At 65.4% G+C, this 22483-nt stretch carries 23 protein-coding genes; 17 read left to right on the plus strand and 6 right to left on the minus strand.

The features are described 5' to 3' along the window. Nucleotides 1-26: 26 nt before the first annotated feature. The gene (locus AC4D2M_RS12200) at nucleotides 27-740 is read left to right on the plus strand and encodes an SDR family oxidoreductase (RefSeq protein ID WP_490892151.1); all 714 of its coding nucleotides are present in this window, start codon (nucleotides 27-29) and stop codon (nucleotides 738-740) included. On the opposite strand, the gene AC4D2M_RS12205 is transcribed toward AC4D2M_RS12200, so the two are convergent. Together AC4D2M_RS12205 and AC4D2M_RS12210 are read right to left on the minus strand one after the other, a co-directional pair. After that, complete coding sequence (locus tag AC4D2M_RS12205) at nucleotides 706-1884, minus strand: glycosyltransferase family 9 protein (RefSeq protein ID WP_490892152.1); 1179 nt, start codon at nucleotides 1882-1884, stop codon at nucleotides 706-708. The two genes, AC4D2M_RS12200 and AC4D2M_RS12205, sit on opposite strands and share 35 nt — an antisense overlap. Nucleotides 1885-1907: 23 nt before the next feature. Continuing rightward, nucleotides 1908-2105, minus strand: coding sequence for a YegP family protein (locus AC4D2M_RS12210; RefSeq protein ID WP_490892153.1), 198 nt, complete (start codon nucleotides 2103-2105; stop codon nucleotides 1908-1910). Between the two features lie 163 nt (nucleotides 2106-2268). Between AC4D2M_RS12210 and AC4D2M_RS12215 the strand changes: the two genes are divergently transcribed. The 7 genes from AC4D2M_RS12215 (at nucleotide 2269) to rfaE2 (ending at nucleotide 8126) form a co-directional block, all read left to right on the plus strand. Beyond that, on the plus strand, nucleotides 2269-2508 hold the full coding sequence (locus AC4D2M_RS12215) for a hypothetical protein (RefSeq protein WP_490892154.1): 240 nt from the start codon (nucleotides 2269-2271) through the stop codon (nucleotides 2506-2508). A gap of 6 nt (nucleotides 2509-2514) precedes the next feature. Further along, nucleotides 2515-2859: a DUF8129 domain-containing protein gene (locus tag AC4D2M_RS12220; protein WP_490892155.1), complete on the plus strand. Its 345-nt coding sequence runs from the start codon at nucleotides 2515-2517 to the stop codon at nucleotides 2857-2859. A gap of 16 nt (nucleotides 2860-2875) precedes the next feature. Beyond that, the gene (locus tag AC4D2M_RS12225; RefSeq protein WP_490892156.1) at nucleotides 2876-3100 is read left to right on the plus strand and encodes a hypothetical protein; all 225 of its coding nucleotides are present in this window, start codon (nucleotides 2876-2878) and stop codon (nucleotides 3098-3100) included. A 30-nt stretch (nucleotides 3101-3130) separates the two neighbouring features. Next, on the plus strand, nucleotides 3131-4066 hold the full coding sequence (locus AC4D2M_RS12230; RefSeq protein ID WP_490892157.1) for an NAD(P)/FAD-dependent oxidoreductase: 936 nt from the start codon (nucleotides 3131-3133) through the stop codon (nucleotides 4064-4066). A 99-nt stretch (nucleotides 4067-4165) separates the two neighbouring features. Beyond that, nucleotides 4166-5089, plus strand: a complete 924-nt coding sequence (locus AC4D2M_RS12235; RefSeq protein ID WP_490892158.1) for a Rieske (2Fe-2S) protein — start codon at nucleotides 4166-4168, stop codon at nucleotides 5087-5089. A gap of 104 nt (nucleotides 5090-5193) precedes the next feature. Then, nucleotides 5194-6606: an aldehyde dehydrogenase family protein gene (locus AC4D2M_RS12240; protein ID WP_490892159.1), complete on the plus strand. Its 1413-nt coding sequence runs from the start codon at nucleotides 5194-5196 to the stop codon at nucleotides 6604-6606. Then, a complete protein-coding gene (gene rfaE2 / locus AC4D2M_RS12245; protein ID WP_490892160.1) occupies nucleotides 6603-8126 on the plus strand; it encodes a D-glycero-beta-D-manno-heptose 1-phosphate adenylyltransferase in 1524 nt (507 codons plus the stop codon). Before AC4D2M_RS12240 ends, rfaE2 begins: the two co-directional genes overlap by 4 nt. A gap of 7 nt (nucleotides 8127-8133) precedes the next feature. Here the strand turns inward: rfaE2 and AC4D2M_RS12250 are convergent, their stop codons facing one another. Beyond that, complete coding sequence (locus AC4D2M_RS12250) at nucleotides 8134-9228, minus strand: VIT1/CCC1 transporter family protein (protein ID WP_490892161.1); 1095 nt, start codon at nucleotides 9226-9228, stop codon at nucleotides 8134-8136. A gap of 228 nt (nucleotides 9229-9456) precedes the next feature. Between AC4D2M_RS12250 and AC4D2M_RS12255 the strand changes: the two genes are divergently transcribed. Genes AC4D2M_RS12255 through AC4D2M_RS12265 form a run of 3 tightly spaced genes read left to right on the plus strand, consistent with a single transcriptional unit; the run spans nucleotide 9457 to nucleotide 11439 of the window. Further along, nucleotides 9457-9858: a YidH family protein gene (locus AC4D2M_RS12255; protein ID WP_490892162.1), complete on the plus strand. Its 402-nt coding sequence runs from the start codon at nucleotides 9457-9459 to the stop codon at nucleotides 9856-9858. A 1-nt stretch (nucleotide 9859) separates the two neighbouring features. After that, complete coding sequence (locus AC4D2M_RS12260) at nucleotides 9860-10186, plus strand: DUF202 domain-containing protein (RefSeq protein WP_490892163.1); 327 nt, start codon at nucleotides 9860-9862, stop codon at nucleotides 10184-10186. A gap of 59 nt (nucleotides 10187-10245) precedes the next feature. Then, nucleotides 10246-11439, plus strand: a complete 1194-nt coding sequence (locus AC4D2M_RS12265; RefSeq protein ID WP_490892164.1) for an AI-2E family transporter — start codon at nucleotides 10246-10248, stop codon at nucleotides 11437-11439. 64 nt (nucleotides 11440-11503) lie between these two features. Here AC4D2M_RS12265 and AC4D2M_RS12270 read toward each other — a convergent pair whose 3' ends face one another. Continuing rightward, nucleotides 11504-13036 carry a sodium:solute symporter family protein gene (locus tag AC4D2M_RS12270; RefSeq protein ID WP_490892165.1) on the minus strand — a complete coding sequence of 511 codons (1533 nt, stop codon included), beginning with the start codon at nucleotides 13034-13036 and terminating at the stop codon, nucleotides 11504-11506. A gap of 140 nt (nucleotides 13037-13176) precedes the next feature. Between AC4D2M_RS12270 and AC4D2M_RS12275 the strand changes: the two genes are divergently transcribed. The 5 genes from AC4D2M_RS12275 (at nucleotide 13177) to AC4D2M_RS12295 (ending at nucleotide 18109) form a co-directional block, all read left to right on the plus strand. After that, entirely contained in the window at nucleotides 13177-13755 is a 579-nt protein-coding gene (locus AC4D2M_RS12275) for a helix-turn-helix domain-containing protein (RefSeq protein WP_490892166.1), read from the plus strand. A gap of 122 nt (nucleotides 13756-13877) precedes the next feature. After that, a complete protein-coding gene (locus tag AC4D2M_RS12280; RefSeq protein ID WP_490892167.1) occupies nucleotides 13878-14285 on the plus strand; it encodes a VOC family protein in 408 nt (135 codons plus the stop codon). 116 nt (nucleotides 14286-14401) lie between these two features. Continuing rightward, complete coding sequence (gene speB, locus AC4D2M_RS12285; protein WP_490892168.1) at nucleotides 14402-15385, plus strand: agmatinase; 984 nt, start codon at nucleotides 14402-14404, stop codon at nucleotides 15383-15385. Then, complete coding sequence (locus tag AC4D2M_RS12290) at nucleotides 15385-17067, plus strand: thiamine pyrophosphate-binding protein (RefSeq protein WP_490892169.1); 1683 nt, start codon at nucleotides 15385-15387, stop codon at nucleotides 17065-17067. Before speB ends, AC4D2M_RS12290 begins: the two co-directional genes overlap by 1 nt. A gap of 34 nt (nucleotides 17068-17101) precedes the next feature. Further along, nucleotides 17102-18109, plus strand: coding sequence for a nitronate monooxygenase (locus AC4D2M_RS12295; RefSeq protein ID WP_490892170.1), 1008 nt, complete (start codon nucleotides 17102-17104; stop codon nucleotides 18107-18109). 18 nt (nucleotides 18110-18127) lie between these two features. Here AC4D2M_RS12295 and AC4D2M_RS12300 read toward each other — a convergent pair whose 3' ends face one another. Beyond that, nucleotides 18128-19135 (minus strand): LacI family DNA-binding transcriptional regulator, encoded by a 1008-nt coding sequence (locus AC4D2M_RS12300; RefSeq protein ID WP_490892171.1) that lies wholly within the window; start codon nucleotides 19133-19135, stop codon nucleotides 18128-18130. Nucleotides 19136-19239: 104 nt separating this feature from the next. Then, on the minus strand, nucleotides 19240-20721 hold the full coding sequence (locus tag AC4D2M_RS12305; protein ID WP_490892172.1) for a family 43 glycosylhydrolase: 1482 nt from the start codon (nucleotides 20719-20721) through the stop codon (nucleotides 19240-19242). Between the two features lie 291 nt (nucleotides 20722-21012). Between AC4D2M_RS12305 and AC4D2M_RS12310 the strand changes: the two genes are divergently transcribed. After that, nucleotides 21013-22353: an ABC transporter substrate-binding protein gene (locus AC4D2M_RS12310; RefSeq protein WP_490892173.1), complete on the plus strand. Its 1341-nt coding sequence runs from the start codon at nucleotides 21013-21015 to the stop codon at nucleotides 22351-22353. Nucleotides 22354-22483 lie beyond the last annotated feature (130 nt).

Raw genomic sequence — 22483 nt, forward strand, 5'->3', positions numbered from 1 at the left:
CCAGCAAAGGACACTGAGAGGATCACATGACTACTTCTACGAACACCTTCACCTTCAACCCCGGCCGCGTACTGGTCACGGGCGGAGCGTCCGGGCTGGGCGCCGCGGTCGTGGCCCGCGTGCTCGACGCCGGCGGTACGCCCGTCGTGCTGGACCGGGACAACAGCCGCGTATCCGGCGTGAAAGCGCTGGAGGTCGACGTCGCAGACCGGGAGGCAGTGACGGCGGCTGTGCAGCAGGCGGCTGACATGCTCGGCGGCCTGGACGCCGTCGTCACCGCCGCCGGCATCGACCGGTGCGGACGGCTCGAGGATGTAGCCGCGGCGGAGTGGGAGAAGGTGCTGGCGGTCAACCTCACCGGAACGGTGTCCACCGTGCGCGCCGCGCTGCCGTACCTGAAGACCAGCCACGGGCGGGTGGTAACCATCGCCTCGACGTTGGGCATCCGTGCGGTCGCCGATGCCACGGCCTACTGCGCTTCGAAGTTCGGCGTGGTTGGTTTCAGCCATGCGCTGGCTGCGGAGATGGCGGGCGAGGTCGGAGTCACCACCATGATCCCCGGTGGCATGGAGACCAGGTTCTTCGACGACCGCGATGAGAAGTACAAGCCGCAGGACAACTCAAGGCTCAACGACCCCACCCGGGTAGCTGACGCAATTCTCTTCGCGCTGTCACAGCCGCGTGGCTGCGAGGTTCGGCAGATGCTTATCTGCCACGAAGAAGAGGGGTCGTGGCCGTAAGGTCCCTGACGTCCTCGTACACCGCGTCGGGCTGGATCTGCTGGACTTGCGAGTCATCATGCTCGCAACGTTCCGCGGTCCAGCCCACCTGCGTTACGTCCACCCCGCATGCGGGGCACTCCGTGGTCCACGCCAGGTGCACGCGGTGCAGCATGCGTCCCATAGCCCCGGCGCTGATCACGTTACCCGCCCAATAGATCCCCACCGTGGGCGTACCGACCGCCTGAGCGAGGTGCCTCGGCCCGCTGTCATTGCCGACGACGACGGTCGCCGCCGAGAGTACGCCCGCCAGTTCGCTGAGGGACAGCTGCCCCGCGAGCGAACGGATCCGAGCTTCGCTTTGCCCGGCCTGGGCTGTCCCGGCCTGCGCCTGTGCGCGCCGGACGATGTCGGCCGCGAGCGGTGCGTCGCCGTCGTCGCCGACAAGCACCACATCGCTGCCGTCCCGCGCTGCCCGCGCGGCGATGGTGGCAAAGGACGACGACGGCCAGCGCCTGCGCGGATCCGTGGCACCCGGATGAATCACCAGCAGGGGCCGGATTCCGGCGCCGGTAAGCGAACGCCCCACAACCGCTTCTTCTTCGGTGACTGCGAACTGCGGTTCGAGGCAGACCGGGGCAGCACCGGCGAGGCCCACCACTTCGAGCGCTCGCAGAAATTCGTTCTGGTAGTAGACGTAGGGCAGGCTGCGTTCCAGTTCCACGGCGTCCGGTGTTCTGGTGCCGATGGTATGCCTTGCGCCGAGCTTGAGGAGGAACGGATTGGAGTTCCGGCCGCCACCGTGAACCTGGACGGCAAGGTCGAACTCGCGGGAGCGCATGGCTGTGAAGAAGTCGGCAGTTGCTCTACCGTCCTCGGGACCGGGACGCACCCCTGAGGCGTAGGGGAGCGCCTCCACCCCGGACACCGGCCCGGGTCTGTTTCGGAGGAGTTCGGCGTGGAGCGGGACTCCCAGGAGGGTGATCGACGCTTCCGGATATGCTGCGGCCAGGGCGCTCATCGCGGGGTAGGCGAAGAGCAGGTCGCCCAGACCTCCGCCGCGCAGGACGGCGATGCGCTCGACGTTCTGGAACCTTTCCATGAGGGGGCCGACCCCTGTGCCCATCGCCGCAGATTGCCGGTTCGCTGCCAGGCTGTTGGCCATTGTCACCTCAGAATCGGGAGTTGTTACTCGCTGTCGTCACCGTCGGTCAGGTCCTTGATCAGCGCAGTGGATGCGCAGTCGCGGATGCCGTTGATACCGGACACGGCTGTCGGCTTGTCGTCGTAAGACTCGCTCGTCATCAGGGTTGCGCCGTCGTCTCCGGTCAACCGGAACCGGTAGCTGGTCTCATCATCCAGGTAGAGCTCGAACTTGCCCGCCATGTCAGGACTCCTTCGTCAGACTGAGTGGTTTGTGCTGTCCGTAGATTATCAGTGCGCTTACCAAGACGGCGGTCCACAATGATCGACAAGATGAAGATAGTAAGCATACTGTTTATTGGTGAGGGGTAATCCGCCCCACGGTTCGAGCGGAAGGAGACCGATCATGGCAAAGCACAAGCTGTGGGCAATGGCAGCTGCGGCAGGTATCAGCGCCGTGCTGCTGGCCGGGTGTGATGATCCGGGCGGGGGAGACACTCCGGGAGAGGTCGAAGACACCGAATTCGACGACAACGTCGGAATCGACACCGACCTCGAGGACAACTCCGTCGGGGAAGATGAGCTCGAGGGTGACACGGGCGAAGAGGGACAGCCCGACGACGTAGCTACTGAACCTTCGGAGTGATAACCCATGACACAGAGCGACTCGCCACGGCACGAAGATCTTCCCCTGCCGGATTATGACCACCTCCCGCTGGGTACCCTGCCCACCCGCATCAATGGACTGGACGAACCGGCCGTAGCCCAGCTGCTCGAGTATGAGCGTGCGCACGGGGACCGGCTTCCGGTTGTTCAGGTTCTCGAGCACCGGTTGGACGCTCTACGCAACGGCGCCGAGCCAAGTGGGCCCGAGAACCCGGACACCCCGGAAAGAACCAGTAACAGGGGCGGATCGCCCGTAAGCCCGGCAACCTCCGGACCGCCGGTGAATCCGCCTTCCCAGGGTGACCCAAGCAACCCGGCTCAGCCACGCTGAGCCAGGAGGAAAAGCCATGACCGCAGACAACCAGGAACCCGGCGAGGCTGACCCCGCCGAGACGCAGGAAAAAACCGTCGAAGAGATCGCTGAGGACGTAAGGTCCGAGATCCGGCTCGGCCATGTGGAGGACGACGTCACCCATGTCCTCGAGGAGCGGCTCGAAGAGGCTGGGGTGCACCTGCGCCCGGAGAAGGTGGACGAACTTGCGGAAGACATCGAAAATGACGTCTCCACGTAGGCGCCTGCCCCTGACTGGGAGGCGCCCGGCGTGAACACATCAGACACTTACGACGTCGTTATCATCGGAGGCGGTGCGGCCGGCCTGAGTGCCGCCCTCCTTCTGGGTAGGGCGCGGCGCCGGGTCGCCGTCGTTGACTCCGGGAAGCCCCGCAATGTTCGCGCGGAACACATTCATGGGTATCTCACCCGTGATGGTATCCCGCCGGCGAAGTTCCTCGAGCTGGCGCGGGAGGACGTGCGACGCTACGGCGTTGAGCTGATCGATGCCACGGTGGAGGAGGTCCACCCGGATCGACGGGTCTGCCTTGCGAACGGTCGCGTCCTGAACGCCCGACAGGTCATTCTGGCTTCCGGGCTGACGGATGTTCTGCCCGAGGTGGAAGGTGCCGACGCGCGCTGGGGCACGGACCTGTTCCAGTGTCCGTACTGCCACGGTTGGGAGCACCGGGACCGGACGCTGGCTGTGCTCGGAACTGCGGAGTCCTCGGTACAGCAGACGCTGCTCGTCCGGCAATTCTCGAGCGACGTCACGCTGTTCACCCATGAGATGGATCCCCTCGACGGCGACGCGGCAGCGTCCCTGGCATCAAGCGGCGTGAAGGTAGTTGAGGGTCGCGTGCGGGCGCTGGTCGCAGCAAGTGAGTCCCTGACCGGCGTGCGCCTGGAGGACGGTCAACTCGTGCCGTGCGATGCCTTGTTCTATGAACCCGGCTCAACCGTTGACACGTCGATCGTGCGCGTCCCGGACTGCCAGACGATGGAAAACGGCTGCGTCACCACCGACGACTCCGGCCGCACCACCGTCGAGGGAGTGTGGGCCGTAGGCAATGCAGCCGATCCGGCAGCCCAGGTGATCGTTGCTGCCGGTGACGCGTACCGGGTGGCAGTAGCCGTGAACGCCGAACTGATTGAGGCCGACGTCGACGAGGCTCGGCGTGAGCTCGCAGGGAGCTCTGCAGAATAGGGGTGCTTGCGTCTTCCCCTTCCGCGTGAGCTGGGCTAGCGTCGGACTATTCACTGCCCCACCGTCTTACTGACCCACCGTCCGAAAGGAGTGGTCGTCATGGACATGGCTACCATCAACACTTCGCTTGATCACGTCATAGGGCGCGTGGAACGCGCTGAGTTCCTCGATGCCCCAGCCAACAAAGTTGCGGGCCTCGTAGGTAAATGGCTGAAGCCCGGCCCCATCAAAAACCTGCTCAGCGGCACCGGGACCGGGCATCCCGCCCACCCCATCCTGATCCTGGTACCGCTCGGATCATGGGCATCCGCCTTCTTCCTGGATTTCATCGGCGGGAAGGACACCGGTACTGCCACGGCAGCGCGACGCCTGATCGTTCTGGGAAACCTCAGCGCACTGCCCGCAGCCCTGACCGGGCTCAGCGACTGGGCCGACACCCAGGGCGCAGAGCGCAGGGTAGGGCTCGTCCATGCAGGCCTGAACGTGGCTGCCGTGGGCGTCTTCTCGGCCAGTGCGGTTGCGCGTGCCGCGAACGCCAGAGGGGTAGGGGTTTTGACGGCAGCCGTGGGCATGGGTCTGGTGTCGGCGTCCGGATGGCTCGGTGGGCACCTTGCCTATGCCCGTGGCGTGGGAACCGACACGACGGCCTTCGAGGTGCCGCCGTCGGACTGGACCGATGTAGCCGCTGTGGAGGACATCAGCGACAAGCCCATGCGCGTCGACGCCGGTGGAGTGGCCGTGCTGGTTATCCGCCACGCGGGTGAACTGCGGGCCATTTCCGACCGCTGCACGCACCGCGGGGGACCCCTGCACGAGGGAACCATCGAGGACGGGTGCGTGGAGTGCCCCTGGCACGGAAGCCGTTTCCGCCTGACAGACGGCCAGATCGACCGGGGCCCTGCCACCAGGCCCCAGCGTACCTTCGAGGTCCGAACCCAGGACGGACGGATCCAGATCCGGCCCGCGTCCGACCCCGGCAGCCTCCGGACAGAACCCGTGACGGGGAGCGCGGGCAGCTCCTGATCGAAGGCGGATCGCCCAAAACAGGTTCCGCAGAAGCTGTGTGAACCGCTGCTCGGATGGGTACTCCTCTGGCACGAAGCGATTCGCCAGCCAGAAGGAGCGCAATGACGAGCGAGCCCCAGACCATGATCCGCGGCAGTGCCGCCGAGTCGGACCTGACCATCTGCGATCCCCGGGATGGCAGCGCCGTGGGGACCGTGGAATCGGCCGGACGGGAGCAGGTTGCGCTCGCCGTCCAGCTGGCCAGATCGGTGCAGCCTGAGTGGGCCGCGCTGGCTCCCGCTGACCGGGCAGGCATGGTCCGTACCGCAGCGAAAGCCCTGCGGGAGGGTGCTGATTCCCTTGCAGAGCTGAACAGCAGGGAGACCGGGCGTCCCCGTGAGGAGGCGCTGGCCGGTATCGAGGCAGGGGCTGCGACGCTCGAACAGTACGCGGAGCTCGGGCCGCTTCATCGCGGGCACAGTCTCCGTGGCTCCGCCCTTGCCTCCGACTACACCGTTACCGAGCCGAGAGGGGTGGCGGCACTCCTCACACCGTGGAATGATCCTGTGGCAGTTGCTTGCGGTCTACTGGGGGCTGCGCTGGTTACCGGCAATACCGTCCTGCACAAGCCGAGCGAACGGTGTCCGCACCTTGGCCTGCTGCTGGGGAAACTGCTCTCGCCGTGTTTCCCGGCTGGAGTCCTGACCACCCTTACCGGAGGACCCGATGTCGGGGCCATGCTCACCACGGAAGAGGGCATCGACGTCTACGCGCATGTGGGGTCAAGCGCTGCCGGGGCGCGCATCGCCCGCGCAGCTGTACTTACCGGAGCCCACGTGATCCGGGAGAACGGCGGCAATGATCCCCTGTTGATTGACCGCGACGTCGACCCGGTCTGGGCAGCAGAGCAAGCCGCCATAGGGGCATTCAGCAACAGCGGTCAGATATGCACTGCCGTGGAACGCATCTACGTTCACGACGCGATCGCAGACGAATTCTGCGACGCGCTGGCGGCGGAAGCCGGTCGGCGCAATGAGTCCGGCAGTTTCGCCCCGCTTGTTGACCGCCGCATGCGCGACGCCGTGGATTCCCAGGTTCAGGCCGCCGTCGGAATGGGAGCCGAAGCCGTGGAAGGCGGCGCAATCCCGGACGGGCCGGGAGCGCACTACCCGGCGACCGTCCTGGTGAACTGCACCGAGGAGATGGATGTCATGGCGGAGGAGACCTTCGGCCCGGTGGCGCCGGTTACGCGCGTGGGCAGTTTTGACGAAGGGCTCAGGCTCGCCGCGGCCGGTCGGTACGGCCTGGCCGCGAATGTCCTGACCGGAAGCATCACCAACGCGCAGAAGGCTGTCGCAGCGCTGAAAGTGGGTACGGTGAAGGTCAACGCCGTCTTTGGTGGCGCTCCCGGCGGATCAGCGCAGCCGCGCGGCGAGAGCGGAGAAGGATTCGGCTACGGACCGGAACTGCTGGACGAGTTCTCCACGGTGAAGGTGGTGCACATCGAGGCACCCGGGAAGTCTTCCCGGTCATGAGCGGGTTGCAGGAGACCCGAGGTCTGACCGAGTGGGTGCCCGTTGAACTGGCCCGCGTTGCACCGGTCGTCACGGTGGTCGGGGACGTAATCCTGGACGGTTGGTGGACCGGCAGCATCGAGCGGTTCTGCCGTGAGGCTCCCGCACCCGTGGTGGACGTGCGTCGACGCGAGTACGCACCGGGCGGCGCGGCGAACACTGCCATGAACCTCGCTGCTCTCGGCGCACGGGTGCGTCTGGTGGGCCTCGTGGGAACCGACGACGCCGGGGCGCGCCTGCGTGCGCTGCTTGACGACGCCGGCGTGGACACTACGGGACTTGTAACCGCGGATGGATTCAGGACAACTACGAAGAATCGGATCATCGGTGGCGATCAGGTGATGCTGCGGCTTGATGATCAGGACGGGGCGCCACCGGAGGAGTCGGTCGCCGCACTGGCCGCGGCGATTCCGGTGGCGCTGCAGGGTAGCAGCGCCGTCGTTGTCTGTGACTACGGCACCGGGGCACTGGGGTCTTCCGTACGCCAGGCGCTGCGGGGCAACGCCGGCGGGATGCTGACCGTCGTCGACGCTCACAATCCGCGGCCGTGGTCCGAACTCAAGCCCGGCATTGTCACGCCCAATGCGCAGGAGGCGGCGCGTCTGCTGGGCACGGGCTTCCCATCGGCTGCCGACGACCGCGCCGCGCTCGTCACCGAACGCCGCGAGGAGCTTTTCGCGGCGACGGGAGCGAGCGCCGTAGTCGTCACGCTTGATCGGGACGGCACGGTCCTGCTCTCGGGGAAGGGGCAGGCGCACCGAACCTGGGCGCGGCCCGCGTCGGAGAAACAGGCATCGGGGGCGGGGGACACCTTCGTGGCGTGCCTGACGGCGGCGCGGGCGGCGGGCATGCCCATGACGGCGTCGCTGGACCTTGCGCAGGCTGCGGCCGACGTTGTGGTCGGACGGCCGGGGACCTCCGTGTGTTCCACCGCGGACCTGGCGCAGTACCTCGGCGGCCTCTCGTCGGCGATCCTGCCGCTTGATGAGCTGCTGCAGCAAGTGGCGGGGGAGCGTGAGCACGGCCGGCGGATTGTGCTGACGAACGGGTGCTTTGACGTGCTGCACCGCGGGCATACCCGCTACCTGACGCAGGCCAAACAGCTGGGCGATGTCCTGGTTGTGGCCCTGAACGGTGACGAGTCGGTGCGGCGCCTGAAGGGGCCGGACCGGCCGATCAATGCCCTGTCCGACCGCGCCGGTGTTATCGCGGCACTGAGCTGTGTGGACTACGTGACGGCCTTCGACACTGACACCCCGGTGCCGCTGATTGAGGCACTGCGCCCGGATATCTACGCCAAGGGCGGTGACTACTCCTCGCAGATGCTCGAGGAAGCGCCGGTGGTGGAGCGCTGCGGAGGAGTTGTGCGCATCCTCGACTACGTTCCCGAGCGGTCGACGACGGCGATGGTCGAGAGGATCCGGAGCGCTCCGGCAGAGTCGGCGACTGAGCATCCGGCTGCGCCGACGGCTGTGCCATGAGCCGCCGCTAGGCGACCGAGACGCCGAACACCAACCCCAGCAGGTAGGTCGCCGCAGCGGCCCCCAGGCCGATGGCGAGCTGGCGCAGCGCGCGCTTGAGCGGGGAAGCGCCGGAGAGCAGGCCGACGACGGCGCCGGTCGCCAGCAGCGCCAGCCCCACCAGGGTGCAGGCGGTCACAACCGCGGCAATCCCGGTGAGACCGAAGAGATACGGCAGGACAGGAATCACCGCACCCGATGCGAAGAAGCAGAAGCTGGCGGCGGCGGCGCCCATGGCGGTGCCGATGCTCTCGTAGTCCTCCCGGGTTTCCTTGCGCTCCGGTTGCAGGGACAGGCTAGGGTCGCAGTCGCAGGTGAACTGCCCCATGCGTTCAGCGGCCCGGTGCTCGGCCGCCTCCGGGGACATTCCCCGCGCGCGGTAGACCAGGACCAGTTCGTTGGCGTTGATATCGAGTTCCTTGGCTGCCGTCAGGGTGACCTGCGTGGGGCGCGACGCCGTCAGCAGTTCCCGTTGGGAACGCACCGATACGTACTCGCCCGCGCCCATCGACAGTGCACCTGCGAGGAGCCCGGCGATCCCGCTGAACAGCACGAACGCACTGGAGACTCCCGTTGCGCCGATACCCATGACGAGGGCGAGGTTGCTCACCAGGCCGTCATTGGCGCCGAACACTGCTGCCCGGAAATTGCCGGAGAGCCGGTTGCGCCCACGTGTCGCGAGGCCCCTCACGACCTCCTCGTGGATCTGTTCATCGGCGGCCATCGCATTGGTCGCGAACGGATCGGCTGCATAGGGGGAACGGCCCTCGGCGCGCTGGGCCAGGGCAAGCACGAAGACCGAGCCGAAGCGCCGGGCGAGGAAGCCCAGGATCCGGTTCCGCAGCGAGGGGCGCTGGGGTTTGCCGACGTCGTCGCCGAGGAGGGAGAGCCAGTGCTGTTCGTGCCGGCCTTCCGCCTGCGCGAGCGCGAGCAGGATTTCCTTCTCTTCACCGCCGCGCTTGCGTGCCAGATAGCGGTAGGTCGCGGCCTCCGCCCGTTCGTCGGCCAGATACTGCCGCCAACGCTTGATATCGGCGGGTGTTCGGGTTCCTTCGGGGGTCAAAGCCGGCTCCTGATTTCACACGGCCAGGGCTGATTCGGAGCTCCGGCCATTAACTGATGCATGGCCGAAGGTCTCGTTCGCCGCCAGTGCGGTGGATTGCCGGGCATCATCGCTGATTGCCAGTATGTCGACAGGCCGCGGAGCGCAAGCACTCCGGAACTACTCCCCTTCGCAATCATCCATGGTACCCGCATCGGGCGGTCCCGTCGCACTGGCTAGGATGAAGCGGTGGATTATGCAGGGAACGACAACGACGACGGTGGCCGGCGCGGCCTGGCCCGGCGCGTTCTGCGCGGCGGCAGTGAACCGGACCCTCGGTTCACGCTCGCCAATGAGCGAACCTTCCTGGCGTGGATCCGCACGTCGCTTGCACTCATGGCCGGCGGCATCGCCGTAGAGGCGTTCACCACCGACATCTTTCTTCCACAGGTCCGGACCACCCTCGCGGTTCTTCTGCTGCTGCTCGCCATGATCATCTCGTCGGTGGCATGCTTCCGGTGGCTCAACGTGGAACGGGCCATGCGCCATGGCACGCCCCTGCCGCTTCCGTTCCTGGCGCCTCTGCTGGCGCTCGGCGGGTCGGTGGTTGCCGCCGTCGTCGTTGTTTTTGTTCTGGTGCGGGGAGCCTAGAATGACCGCCCTGGGCCGGGACCCCGGACTGCAGCCGGAGCGGACGGCGCTTGCCTGGGGCAGAACCATGACCGCACTGGTCGGAGCGAGTCTGCTGTTCCTGCGCTGGGTCCCCGGGCATGGCCTGTTTGCCGTGGTCCTGGTCCTCGCGGCATTGGGGGCGGCGCTCGGAATTTACCTCAGCCAGCGACGCCGGTACGCAAGAGGCGTCGCCGGGGTTTCACGGGGCAGAGTGGATGCGGACGTCGTCGCGGTGATGTGCACATCGTCGGCGGTCCTCGCGATGGGCGCCTTGGGAGTTTACACCGTGCTGTTCCTGCCGCTCTAGGAGCGTGCACGTAGGGTAGAAGCGAAAACCCGCCGAATAACAGCAAGGAAGAAGCGCCCGTGGAGTACCGTCGCGACACCAGTGCAACACAGAACCAGGCGAGCCCGTGGAGAGACAGTCTTGGCCGGGCGAGCCTCCGCGCCGCTCAGCTCCTGTTGCTCCTCACAGCGCTGGTGGTGGCAATCTACGGATTGATCCAAATTCGCCTCGTAGTCATTCCGCTGCTGCTGGCGCTCATCCTGGCGGCCGCGATCAGTCCACTGGTCAATATGCTGCGGCACAAGGGCTGGCCGGGCGCGCTCGCAACGGCTTTCGCCTTCCTGCTGCTGCTGGGTGTCCTGGGTGGCGTGGTCACCGGAATCGTCTTCGCGGTTCGCGGCCAGTTTGATGAGCTGGTAGCGAGCGCCAACGAGGGATTCGATCAGGTCTATGACTTCATCCGGACCGGACCGTTGCCGATCGATGAGGCCCAGATCGCGGAGGCCCGACAGGCGGTGGTGGACTTCGCCACCAGCGCCACGGCAGGGTCCACCGCGCTCTCAGGCCTTACTGCGGCGGGTACGTTCCTCACCGGGGCCCTGCTGATGGCGGTCATTCTCTTCTTCTTCCTCAAGGACGGAGAGAAAATCTGGGCATTCATGCTGCGTGGATTCCGTGGCGAGCGGCTTCACAAGGCCCGTTTAGTGGGGTTCCGAAGCCTGGATGTTCTGGGCGGTTATGTACGCGGGACAGCCATCATTGCACTGGTCGATTCAATTTTCATCGGCCTTGCCCTGTTTATCCTCGGCGTGCCCCTGGCGCTCCCACTCGCCGTCATCGTCTTCGTCGGTGCCTTCGTCCCACTGGTGGGCGCCACTGTTGCCGGTGTACTCGCAGCACTGGTAGCACTGGTGGCCAACGGGCCGTTCGTGGCGCTGATGGTGATCCTCGCCGTCGTCGTGGTCAATCAGCTGGAAGGGAACTTTCTGCAGCCGGTGGTGATGGGGCGTTCGCTGAGCATCCATCCGCTGGTGATCCTGATTGCGCTGACCGCCGGCACCATCCTGGCGGGAATCATCGGCGCCATTCTCGCGGTGCCGGTAGCCGCGGTGGTCTGGGCCGCGATCAAGGTGTGGACCGGAGAGGACGATGGCGACGACGAACCCGAAGCCGTCGAGGGGGAGTCGGAGCCTGAAACCGCCCAGGATGAAACCAAGGCCGGCAACACCGCCGCATCCCGGGCTGTCACGGAGGGGTCCCCCGAGACCCGCTGAGTGCGCAGATAACCACGGAATGACGTCGCCGGAAGGCGGTTATCTGCGCACTCAGCGGCTTGTCTCAGCGCACGGCGGTAGCAGGTCCCTCGAGGGGGACCTCTTCCTGGACCTCGCCTGCCACACGCTTGTTCCACGCCGTCATGACTGCGGGGTCCGTCGGTCTGGTGGCAAGCGATACCACGACGTAGCACACAGCGGAGCTGATCAGCCCGAAGTAGATCGGCTCGTTCGCGTACACCCCGTCGCCGATTGCGAAGCCTGCATAGACGGCGAGGGTGCCGAGGGTGACCACTGAGCCCACGACCATGGACACCGCGGCGCCCGGGCCCGTTCCGCGCTTCCACACGAGGCCGCCGAGGATTGCGACCAGGAGGCCGCCGACCAGGATGTCGTACGCGATGGTGAGGGCGATGACGACGTCGTTCAGCACAATCGCGATGCCCACCGCCAGGATGCCAAGACCGAGCACCCACAGGCGGTTGCCCGCAACATCGTGCTCGGGGTCGGACCCCTTGCCGCCTTCCGCCGCGACCGTTGCGCCGCCGCGCAGACCGTGGTGCCGCCAGCCGCGGACGAAGGGAACGACGTCGGAACTTGCCACTGTGGCCGCGGCAATCAGCGCACCCGAAGCAGTGGACATCATCGCTGCGACCGCGGCGGCGAGGACCAGGCCGCCGGCTCCGATCGGAAGCACGTCAAGGGCGACCTGGGCGTAGACGTCATCGGTGTTTTCGAGGACCGGGAGCAGTACGCTGGCGGCCATGCCGATCATGGCGCCCGCGATGCCGTAGAGGATGCAGTAGATTCCCGCGGTGGTGCCGCCCCACCGGGCTACGCCCGGCGTTCTGGACGTGAAGACGCGCTGCCAGATGTCCTGTCCGATGAGCAGCCCGAGGGTGTAGACCACGAAGTAGGTGATGATGGACTGCGCACCGATGCCGGTGATGCTGAAGAACTCTTCTCCGGCGCGCTCACGAATACCGTCGAATCCACCGGCAGCCGAGAGTGAGAAAGGGAGCATGAGTGCGAAGACGCCGATCGTCTTGATGACGAACTGCGCCATGTCGGCCAGAGTGATGGACCACATGCCGCCGACAGTCGAGTAAATCAGCACAATGATTCCGCCGAGCGCGATGGCCAGCCACCGTTCCAGGCCGAACAGTACGACGAAGATGGTGGCGTAGGCTCCGGTCGAGGTTGCGCACAGCACCACCGTGTAGGCGAGCATGACAAACCCGGCGATCTTGGTTGCCTCATGCCCGTACCGCAGCGTCAGCATCTGGGAGACAGTGTAGATTTTCAGCTTTTGGATGGTGGGCGCGAAGAAGAGGCTGAGCACCAGGACTCCGGTGCCGATAGCTACAACGAGCCACATACCGGAAATCCCGAACCGGTATCCCAACCCGACACCGCCCACGGTGGACGCGCCGCCGAGGACGACTGCCGCCATCGTGCCGGTATAGAGCACCGGCCCCAGCCGTCGGCCGGCCACCAGGTAGTCACTGGTATTTTTGGTGCGCGACTTGCCCCACCAGCCGAACGCGAGCATCGAGGCCAGATAGACCACCACGATGGTGATATTGACGAATTCCATGGATCTCCTGAAGACGGAAAATTTCACCTATAGACAACAGATGTTGTCCTATACGCTATCTGTGACGGAACTAACAGGTCAACTGTGACGATGCTGATGCCGTCGGTATGCTCAAAGACCAGCCCCCGGAAGGACTCCACATGAAGGCTTTGCCAGTAGAACCAAGCAATGCGCCGGTGGCTATTGGCTCACGGATCCGATCAGCCCGTCAGGCGCAGCGGATGACGATCGAGCAGGTGGCCGATTCAACCGGCCTCACCAAGGGGTTCCTCAGCAGGGTTGAACGGGATCTGACGTCACCTTCGGTTGCGTCGCTGGTCACGCTGTGCCAGGTGTTGTCCATCTCCATCGGGGATCTCTTCACCGTGCCTGAAACACACCTCACCAAACTCAACGAAGCTCCGAAGATCAGCCTTGGCGGCGAAGGGATCAATGAACGGCTCATGACCGCACGCTCGGAGCGGCGCCTTCAAATGATCCGTGCCGTGATCGAGCCGTATGGGAAGGGGGAAGCGGACCTGTACTCCGTGGACTGCGAAGTCGAAACCCTGCACATCGTGGCCGGCCGCTTCGAACTGATCTTCTCCAATGACCGGTACGAGATGGAAGCGGGGGATACGATCACCTTCCCCGGACGGGAACCGCACACCTGGCTGAACCCGTCCGGTGAGGAAGCCATAGTCCTGTGGACGCTGGTTCCAGCGGCCTCCCGAAGCTAGGGTAAGCCATAAGCATGCTTTGTATGTTGGGAAAATCCTCCAATTCGAGAAGCGATGGGCTATACGTCATGAGAGCCGTCGCGGTAGCGTGAGCCCCACCCCTTCGACGGTCAGGATCACTCATGGACTGGACGCTGGAAGTTGTCATTGTGCCGGTTAGCGACATCTCACGCTCGATCGGGTTCTACCGCGACAAGCTGGGATTCGTTCAGGATTTCGAGACCAACACCGGCGGCATGCACTTCACGCAGCTCACCCCGCCCGGTTCCGGCTGCTCCATCGTGTTCGGCAACGGGCCGGGCATGGGCGCGATGCAGCCGGGAACGCTCAAAGGCCTGCAGTTGGTGGTTTCCGATATCAACGAGGCGCGGGATGCGTTGCTGGGCCGCGGCGTCGATGTCAGTGACATCACCGTTTTTGACAAGCGCGACGGCGGCACCTTCTTCGGCTTCGATGACCCCGACGGTAACTCCTGGGCTGTGCAGCAGATCAAGGCCCGAGCTAAAAAGCCACTGATCCCGCGCTACTAGACCGTTCTGCCTTGACTGAGACGCTCGCCACAAATTAGCCTTGCGCTAAACAGATGATGCCTATTGGGCAACTTATGCAGCAACGACGGCATGAGTGTGGAGCGAGGGAGATGTACATGGAAGAGCTGCGCGTCACGGCAGGGGGCCACCTTGGGCCGATCGATTCGGCCCGGATCCCGCGCTACGCAGGTGCCGCTACCTTTGCCCGGCTCCCGAGGATCGACCAGGTGGAGAAGGCGGATATCGCCGTCGTGGGTGTGCCGTTCGATTCCGGCGTTTCCTACCGGCCGGGCGCCCGGTTCGGCGCCAACCATGTCCGCGAGGCATCGCGCCTGCTGCGTCCCTACAACCCTGCGATGGACATCTCGCCCTTCGAGCGGGTGCAGGTCGCTGACGCCGGCGACATGGCGGTCAACCCCTTCAATATCAATGAAGCCATTGAGACGGTCCAGCAGAATGCGCTGGACCTAACGCGCGACGGCGCCAGCCTGGTCACGCTCGGCGGCGACCACACGATTGCGTTGCCGCTGCTGCGTGCCGCATCCGAGCGTGCCGCGGAGCCGGTTGCGCTGCTGCACTTTGATGCACACCTCGACACCTGGGACACCTACTTCGGTGCCGAGTACACCCACGGCACGCCGTTCCGGCGGGCTGTTGAGGAAGGAATCCTGGACACCGAAGCCATCTCGCACGTCGGGACGCGCGGACCGCTGTACGGGGTAAAGGACCTGGAGGATGACCGGCGCTTCGGCTTCGGCATCGTCACTTCCTCGGACGTCTTCCGCCAGGGCGTCGACGAGATCGTTGCCAAGCTCCGCGACCGGATCGGCAACCGGCCCCTCTACGTCTCCATCGACATCGACGTGCTGGACCCCGCTCACGCGCCGGGCACCGGCACTCCCGAGGCCGGGGGCATCACCAGCAGGGAGCTCCTTGAAATCCTCCGCGGTCTGCGCGGGATGAACCTGGTGGGCGCCGACGTCGTCGAAGTTGCTCCCGCCTACGATCATGCCGAGCTCACCGGCGTGGCGGCATCGCATGTGGCCTACGATCTGGTGAGCCTGATGGCCGACAAGATTTCCACGCGAAAGGACAGCTAATGCAGTCCGTTGACAGCGACGCCACAGTTCCCCCGCAGCCGCTTTCAGGGCAGCGCAATGGCGGTGACCTGGTGGTCGAAACCCTGAGCGCGCTCGGCGCGACGACGGTATTCGGCATTCCCGGCCAGCACGCGCTGGGCCTGTTCGACGCGCTGTCCCGCTCCGACCTCCAGTTCGTGTCCTCCCGGGTGGAGAACAACTCGGCGTTCGCCGCCGACGGGTTCTCGCGTGCAACCGGTGAAGTGGGCGTGCTCTTCCTCTCCACCGGTCCCGGTGCGCTCACCTCGCTCGCCGGACTGCAGGAGGCCTACGCCACCGGTGTACCGATGGTTGTCATCGCCAGCCAGATCCCACTGGAGGGACTGGGCGCGCGCCGTAAAGGCATGCTGCACCAGCTCGACGACCAGAAGGCATCCGCCGCCAACGTCACCAAGAGCCAGCGGCTGATCCAGCACGCCTCCGGCATCCCGTCGGCAATCCAGGACGCGTGGACCGAAGCCGTCTCCTCGCCCCAGGGGCCCGTCTGGATAGAGGTTCCGCAGAACGTCCTGCTGGATGCCGTCGTCGTTCCCCAGGTCGAGGACGCACTGGCCGAGCCGTTCGACAATCCGCCGCGCGTGGAACTGGTCCGCGAGGCGGTCAAGTGGCTCTCGGAAGCGAAGCGGCCGGCGATCGTGGCCGGCGGCGGTGCCCGCCGCGGAAAGGCCGAGAAGTGGCTGCTCTCACTGGCGGAAAAGCTCGACGCGCCGGTCATGTGCTCACCCGGCGGCAACGGCGCGTTCCCCTGGAACCACGAACTGTCACTTCAGTCGTGGGCTGAGGACCGCTATGTCACCGAGGTCCTGGAGGACGCGGATGTGCTGCTGGTCATCGGGTCCTCCCTCGGCGAGGTGACCTCCAACTACTTCACCCTGGAGCCACGCGGGCGCATCATTCAGATTGACGCCGAACCGAGGGTTCTCGAATCCAACCGGCCGGCCCTGGGTATCCGGGCCGACGCCGGGCAAGCACTCGCAGCGCTGGATGAAGCCCTGGAACCCGTCGAGCGCCGCACCGGCGACTACGATCCCCGGAAGCTCGTGGCTGAGACCCTCGCCAAGGTGCAGGCCCGGCTCGATTCACAGGATCTCGGCAAGGAACGCACCTTCATGGCCGACATCCGCGCGGCCGCGCCCGATGACATGCAGACCTTCTGGGACATGACCATCGCCGCATACTGGGCCTGGAGCTGCTGGGATTCGAGGGATGGGGAGTTCCACTCCGCGCAGGGGGCCGGCGGACTCGGCTTCGGCTTCCCCGGAGCCATCGGCGGCGCGGTCGGCCTGGCGTCGAAGGGCCTGCCGGCGCGTGTGCTCGCGGTGTCCGGGGACGGTTCCGCCATGTACTCGATCGCTGAACTGGCCACCGCACGCCAGCACGACCTGCCGGTCACCTGGCTGATTGTCGACGACGGCGGTTACGGCATCCTCCGCGAATACATGGAAGGCGCGTTCGGCAAGGCCACCGCAACCGAGCTCACCCGGCCGGACTTCGTGAAACTGGCCGAATCCTTCGGCGTTCCCGCGGTTCGCGTGGCACCCGAAAACGTGCGGGAGGCGCTCGAGGCGAGCTTCGCCGCGGAGGGGCCCAACGTCGTCGTAGTCGAGACCCTGTTGAAGCTCTTCGCTCCCACGCACCTGTAGGTTTGGAGGAACCCGCGACCATGGAGGAGCCGCCGTGTTCGACCTGCGCGAGCTGGACAGGCCCATCATCGGAGCGCCCATGGCGGGCGGCCCGACGACGCCGGAGCTTGCCGCCGCCGTGAGCAACGCAGGCGGCCTCGGATTCCTAGCCGCCGGGTACCGGACGCCGGAGGACCTCGAGGCGCAGCTGCGCGGTACGGCCGCGCTGACCAGCGGTCCCGTGGGAGTGAACCTGTTTGTGCCCGATGCGTTCCAGCCGGAACCGGCACTGCTCGATGCCTACCTTGACTCCCTGCGCCCCGAGGCCGCCGTGCTCGGAGTGCAAGTGGGCGAACCCCGCGCCGACGAAGACGGCTGGGACGCCAAGCTTGAAATCGTCTTGGACGCCAGGCCCGCGGCGGTCTCCTTCACGTTCGGGTGTCCGGACGCTCCGGTTCTTGCCAGCATGGCCGCTGCCGGGATCCTGCCGATAGTCACAGTGACCAATCCCGCCGAGGCGGAGTTAGCTGCAGCCGCTGGGGCACGAGCGCTCGCGGTCCAGGGGCCGAGCGCCGGCGGGCATCGCGGAACCTTTGACCAGCGGGCGGTGCCGATTGATCAGGCGCTTGAGGACACACTGGCCGCTATCCGTTCGACCGCGGCGGTGCCGTTCGCGGCGGGCGGGGGAGTGTCCGGTTCCAACGACGTCGTACGGCTGCGGAAGGCTGGCGCCGATGCGGTTCAGGTGGGTACCGCACTCCTCCTCGCGGACGAAGCGGGCACCAATCCGGTGCACCGGGCGGCGCTGAGCGGGGGTTTGTTTCCGGGGACCTCGCTCACCCGGGCCTATACGGGACGGTACGCTCGCGGGCTTACGAACCGGTTCATTCTCGAGCATCGGGACGCGCCGGCGGGATACCCGCACCTGCACCATGCAACGGCGCCGCTGCGGAAGGCCGCCGTCGCCCAGGGCAATGCCGACGTCGCGCACCTCTGGGCTGGGAGCGGATTCGCCTTGGCACGGACGGGACCCGCGGACGCCATCATCGAATCGCTGGCGTAAGTCGCGTACAACCAGCGCTCAGGCTGCCGTCGACTCCCTGGCCACCACTTCGAACTGCGTCAGGATCTCGCGCGGTGCGGGGCCCGAAGGGTTCTTGATGCGCTCCATGAGCACCTTGATCGCGGTCTCGGCGATCTCTTCACGTCCGGGATTGACGCTGCTGAGTGTGGGAATGGAGTAGCGGGTCTCGTCGAGGTCGTCGAATCCGATCACCGCCACGTCATCGGGGATGCGGCGCCCGGCTTCCTGCAGCACCCGCATGGCGCCCTGCGCGAGCGTGTCATTGAAGCCGAAGACGGCGTCAAACTCCACGCCGCGGTCCAGCAGGTCGTGCATCGCTTCGGCGCCGTTGGCACGGTGCCAGGTTCCGACATAGGCGACCAACTCGTCGTCGTACTCCATTCCGCGCGCCTCCAGCGCCTCGCGGTAGCCCTTGAGGCGGAGCCCGGCAGAACCAATGATCTCACCCTCATGGGCGCCGACGACGGCGATGCGCCGCCGCCCGGTATCCAGCAGGTGTTCCGTTGCGGCGCGGGCGCCTTCGATGTTCTGCATGGTCACGTGGTCACAGTTGCCGGAGAAGATCCGCTCGCCGAGCAGCACGATGGGCACCTCCGCGGTGACCAGCGAGGCATCCTCTTCACCCAGGCCGAGCGGGCTGAAGATCAGTCCGTCCGACATACGTAGGCGCGGGCTCTTGAGCACCTCCAGTTCGCGGTCGCGCTCGCCGCTGGTCTGCTCGATGAGCACCACCAGGCCGCGCGCCTCTGCGGCTCTGATCACGGCGTCGGCCAGCTCGGCAAAATACGGCAGGCGTAGCTGGGGCACGGCGAGCGTGATGGCGCCGGTATGTCCGGAACGCAGGCTCCGTGCGGTGAGGTTGGGGCGGTACCCCAACTCGGCGATGGCCTTCTCCACGCGCTCGCGTGTTGACGGCCGAACGTTGGGGTGGTGGTTGATGACGTTGGACACCGTCTTGAACGACACCCCGGCCACCTGGGCCACATCATGCAGGGTCGCCGCCATTGCTAGTGTCCTTTTCGTGTTGGAACCGGTGGGACACGCGATAATGTGTCCCACCGGCAGAATACCGCGTTGCCGTGCTTCGGTCGCACGGCAGTGCGTTGGGGCTAGCGGCCGCTCGCGCCCGGTGTCCGCACTTCAACCGCCACGGGTTCGGTTGTTGCGGTTCCGTGGGCGTTGGAGAAGACAGCCCGGACCAGCAAACCGTCCTGCTCAGCGGTGAGCTTCTTCAGCGTCAGCTGTGACCGCCGCAGGCCGTCGCCGGCGTTGATGGTGGCCGGCTGATCAGTCACGCGCTGCCAGGTGGCGCCGTCGTCCGAGGAGATCTCCCACTGCGCCACCGGCGCCGGAGTGCCCGTTGCCTCCGCGCGGAAGGTCACCTTACCGCCGACGACGGCGGCATCCGGCTGGGGAGCCTGCGTCACCTTGGGTAGCTCAACCGTTTGGTTGAACTCGGGCCAACCGTCAACCCAGTTGATCTTCTGAAGGCCCAGGGTGGGGAAGTACGGGATCTCCTCGTTGGCGCCGTCGTAATAGTGGAAGGCGAGATAGTCGCCGAAGACGGACTGGCCGCCCGGACCGGTGATGGCGCCGTGGGCGTCCAGCACGACCGTGCCGCCGCCACCGAACATGTCCCGGCCGTCCTTGTCGAGGTACGGGCCCGTGACCGACTCTGACCGGCCAACGGCGATTTTGTACGTTGAGTCGCCGCCGCGGCAGCAGGAGTCGAAGGAGACAAAGAGGTAATAGTAGTCGCCGTTCTTGGTGATGTACGGGGCCTCAATGGGGTTGCCCCACATGAACCGGTCAGCGATGTTCACGGTCTGGGACTGCCAGTTCTCCATGGGCTTTCCGCTGGGCCACTCGATCGGGACCAGGAAGATGCCGTACCAGAAGGAGCCGATGGCCATGTAGGGCTTGCCGTCCTCGCCCTCGACGATGCCGGCGTCGATCGCGTTGAAGGTCTTGCCCGGGTTGTTGGGGTCCAGCCCGGTCGCCGGGGAGGAGATCACCAGCCCCTGGTCCACCCATTCGTAATCGGGATCGTCGGGATCGAGCGTGGTGTTCGTGGCCAGCGCGGTGAGGGAGTTGCTGGTGCCGAACTGGGACGCGGAGTAGTACAGGTAATACGTGCCGTCGTTCTCGTAGATTTCGGGTGCCCAGAGGTTGTCAGGGAGGACGCCGCCGGCGAAGTGTTCGTCGATCCAGCCGGGGATCTCGTCCCAGACCGTGCCGGTGTACTCCCAGGTGGTGCCTTCATCGTGGGAGGACCAGATCTGGATTGTTCCGCCGTTCTCCCGGTTGATTCGGCCGGTGGAGTAGACGTACCAGGTGCCGTCGTCGTCAATGATGAGGGCCGGGTCATGGATGGGGGAGGTCTCTCCCACCACGGACTTGCCGCCGGGCAGGTCCTCGGTGAACGGAGTGCCCTGCCCGGTCCAGGTCTGAGGAGCGTTCTTGGTGGTGTCGGCCAGGACCGCCGGTGCGGTGGCTGTCCCGGTCAGGATCAGCCCAACACTCATTCCGAGTGCTGCGGTTGCTTTGGTAATGCGTTGGCGGAGCTGGCTTTGTGGTGATCGTGACGTCATTATCACGGTCCTTTCGGTCAGGATGCGCTGCAGAATTACAACGTTGAAAATATGACACGTGGTTCGGTGGGCGTCAAGGGTTGAATTTTGGTGGCCCTGCCACCGGGGTGGAGCAAGGGCGAGGGTGCAGATTTCCACGCGGACGCTCTGGCATTTTCAGAAAGGCCCATTGACGGACGGGTGTGATTTGTGTCATTCTCGTTTTCAACGTTGTAATCAACGTTGTAAGTGCAGCGTTGCTACCAGTTTGGACTGGTATCCCCTCATACCCCTAACCGGAAGGACCACGTGATGATGAAGTCACGTACCATCAGCAAGACCATCGCAGCAGCAGCGGTCGCAAGCTTCCTGCTCAGCGGATGCGCCGCTGCCGCGGGCGGCGGAGAAGACGGCGAAAAAACCCTCACCTTCATGTACCGCGGTGGGCCTGATGACAAGAAGGCCTACGAGCAGGCAGTCTCCCAATTCGAGAAGGACAACGGCGTTGAGGTCAACATGATCCTGACCACCGCCGACCAGTACAGCACCAAGCTCAAGGCAGCCATCTCCGGCCGGCAGATCCCTGATGTTTTCTACATCAGCCCGGGTGAAGTGCAGGCCTATGTGAAGAACGGCATCATCAAGGACATCACCGAGAACGTCGAGGGCTCAGAGAATATCGATCTCGACAACATCTGGGATTACGGTGTGGACAGCTACCGCTTCGACGGGGAACTCAGCGGCCAGGGCGCCATCTACGCGTTGCCCAAGGACATTGGACCGTTCTCGTTCGGCTACAACAAGACCATGTTCGAGGAAGCAGGCATCCCCCTTCCCGATCCCGATGAGCCCTACACCATGGAAGAGTTCGTCGATGTTTCCAAGCAGCTCACCAAGGACACCGACGGTGACGGCAAGCTGGACCAGTGGGGCACCGGCCTTAACGTGGTCTGGAACCTCCCGGCGTTCGTATGGTCCAACGGTGGCGACTGGCTGAACGAGGACCGCACCAAGGTCACCATCGACACCCCTGAATTCATCGAAGCACTCCAGTGGTTCGCGGACCTGCAGAACGTGCACGAAGTGACTCCGTCCGCAGGCGAAGCACAGACCCTCGATACCTACCAGCGGTGGATGAAGGGCGAGATCGGCTTCTTCCCCGTGGGACCGTGGGACCTCTCCACCTATGAGGAACTTCCCTTCGAGTACGACCTGATTCCTTACCCGGTCGGCGCGACGGGCGAACCCGCCACCTACACCGGAACCCTCGGCATCGCGGTATCCAACGCCAGCAAGCACCCTGAGGAAGCGGCGAAGCTCGCCACCTACCTCTCGGCGAATGAGGAAGCACAGCAGACCCTCACCGACGCCGGCGTCCAGATCCCCAACCTTGAGGACATGGCCGAGGAGTGGGCGAGCGACGACACCACCATGCCCGCCAACAAGGAGGAATTCCTCGAGGTTGTCCGTGAATACGGGCGCCCGCTTCCGAGTGAACTCACCTACAACGCCGAGTGGTATGACGAATTCTTCACCAACATCCAGCCCGTTCTGGATGGCAAGAAGACAGCGGCCGAGTACGTGAAGGAAGCGCAGCCCAAGATGCAGCAGTTCCTCGACGCGGCCAACCAGCAGGCAGGCATCGGTGGCTAGCTTCCGGGCACACCGGACCAACCGCTGACCAGACCGGGTGCCGCGGCCGCGCGAAGACCGGCCGCGGCACCCTTCCAGCCAGGCTCCTGCCGGGCGACCCCACACGTGCTTGAATCAACGAGGATTTCAG

Source organism: Arthrobacter sp. TJ-270, from assembly GCF_058269075.1.

What these genes read in the sequence shown, in the direction of transcription:
- AC4D2M_RS12200 (WP_490892151.1), top strand. Translation starts at nt 27, where the DNA reads ATGACTACTTCTACGAACACCTTCACCTTCAACCCCGGCCGCGTACTG.
- AC4D2M_RS12205 (WP_490892152.1), bottom strand. Translation starts at nt 1,884, where the DNA reads ATGGCCAACAGCCTGGCAGCGAACCGGCAATCTGCGGCGATGGGCACA.
- AC4D2M_RS12210 (WP_490892153.1), bottom strand. Translation starts at nt 2,105, where the DNA reads ATGGCGGGCAAGTTCGAGCTCTACCTGGATGATGAGACCAGCTACCGG.
- AC4D2M_RS12215 (WP_490892154.1), top strand. Translation starts at nt 2,269, where the DNA reads ATGGCAAAGCACAAGCTGTGGGCAATGGCAGCTGCGGCAGGTATCAGC.
- AC4D2M_RS12220 (WP_490892155.1), top strand. Translation starts at nt 2,515, where the DNA reads ATGACACAGAGCGACTCGCCACGGCACGAAGATCTTCCCCTGCCGGAT.
- AC4D2M_RS12225 (WP_490892156.1), top strand. Translation starts at nt 2,876, where the DNA reads ATGACCGCAGACAACCAGGAACCCGGCGAGGCTGACCCCGCCGAGACG.
- AC4D2M_RS12235 (WP_490892158.1), top strand. Translation starts at nt 4,166, where the DNA reads ATGGACATGGCTACCATCAACACTTCGCTTGATCACGTCATAGGGCGC.
- AC4D2M_RS12240 (WP_490892159.1), top strand. Translation starts at nt 5,194, where the DNA reads ATGACGAGCGAGCCCCAGACCATGATCCGCGGCAGTGCCGCCGAGTCG.
- rfaE2 (WP_490892160.1), top strand. Translation starts at nt 6,603, where the DNA reads ATGAGCGGGTTGCAGGAGACCCGAGGTCTGACCGAGTGGGTGCCCGTT.
- AC4D2M_RS12260 (WP_490892163.1), top strand. Translation starts at nt 9,860, where the DNA reads ATGACCGCCCTGGGCCGGGACCCCGGACTGCAGCCGGAGCGGACGGCG.
- AC4D2M_RS12270 (WP_490892165.1), bottom strand. Translation starts at nt 13,036, where the DNA reads ATGGAATTCGTCAATATCACCATCGTGGTGGTCTATCTGGCCTCGATG.
- AC4D2M_RS12275 (WP_490892166.1), top strand. Translation starts at nt 13,177, where the DNA reads ATGAAGGCTTTGCCAGTAGAACCAAGCAATGCGCCGGTGGCTATTGGC.
- AC4D2M_RS12280 (WP_490892167.1), top strand. Translation starts at nt 13,878, where the DNA reads ATGGACTGGACGCTGGAAGTTGTCATTGTGCCGGTTAGCGACATCTCA.
- speB (WP_490892168.1), top strand. Translation starts at nt 14,402, where the DNA reads ATGGAAGAGCTGCGCGTCACGGCAGGGGGCCACCTTGGGCCGATCGAT.
- AC4D2M_RS12290 (WP_490892169.1), top strand. Translation starts at nt 15,385, where the DNA reads ATGCAGTCCGTTGACAGCGACGCCACAGTTCCCCCGCAGCCGCTTTCA.
- AC4D2M_RS12300 (WP_490892171.1), bottom strand. Translation starts at nt 19,135, where the DNA reads ATGGCGGCGACCCTGCATGATGTGGCCCAGGTGGCCGGGGTGTCGTTC.
- AC4D2M_RS12305 (WP_490892172.1), bottom strand. Translation starts at nt 20,721, where the DNA reads ATGACGTCACGATCACCACAAAGCCAGCTCCGCCAACGCATTACCAAA.
- AC4D2M_RS12310 (WP_490892173.1), top strand. Translation starts at nt 21,013, where the DNA reads ATGATGAAGTCACGTACCATCAGCAAGACCATCGCAGCAGCAGCGGTC.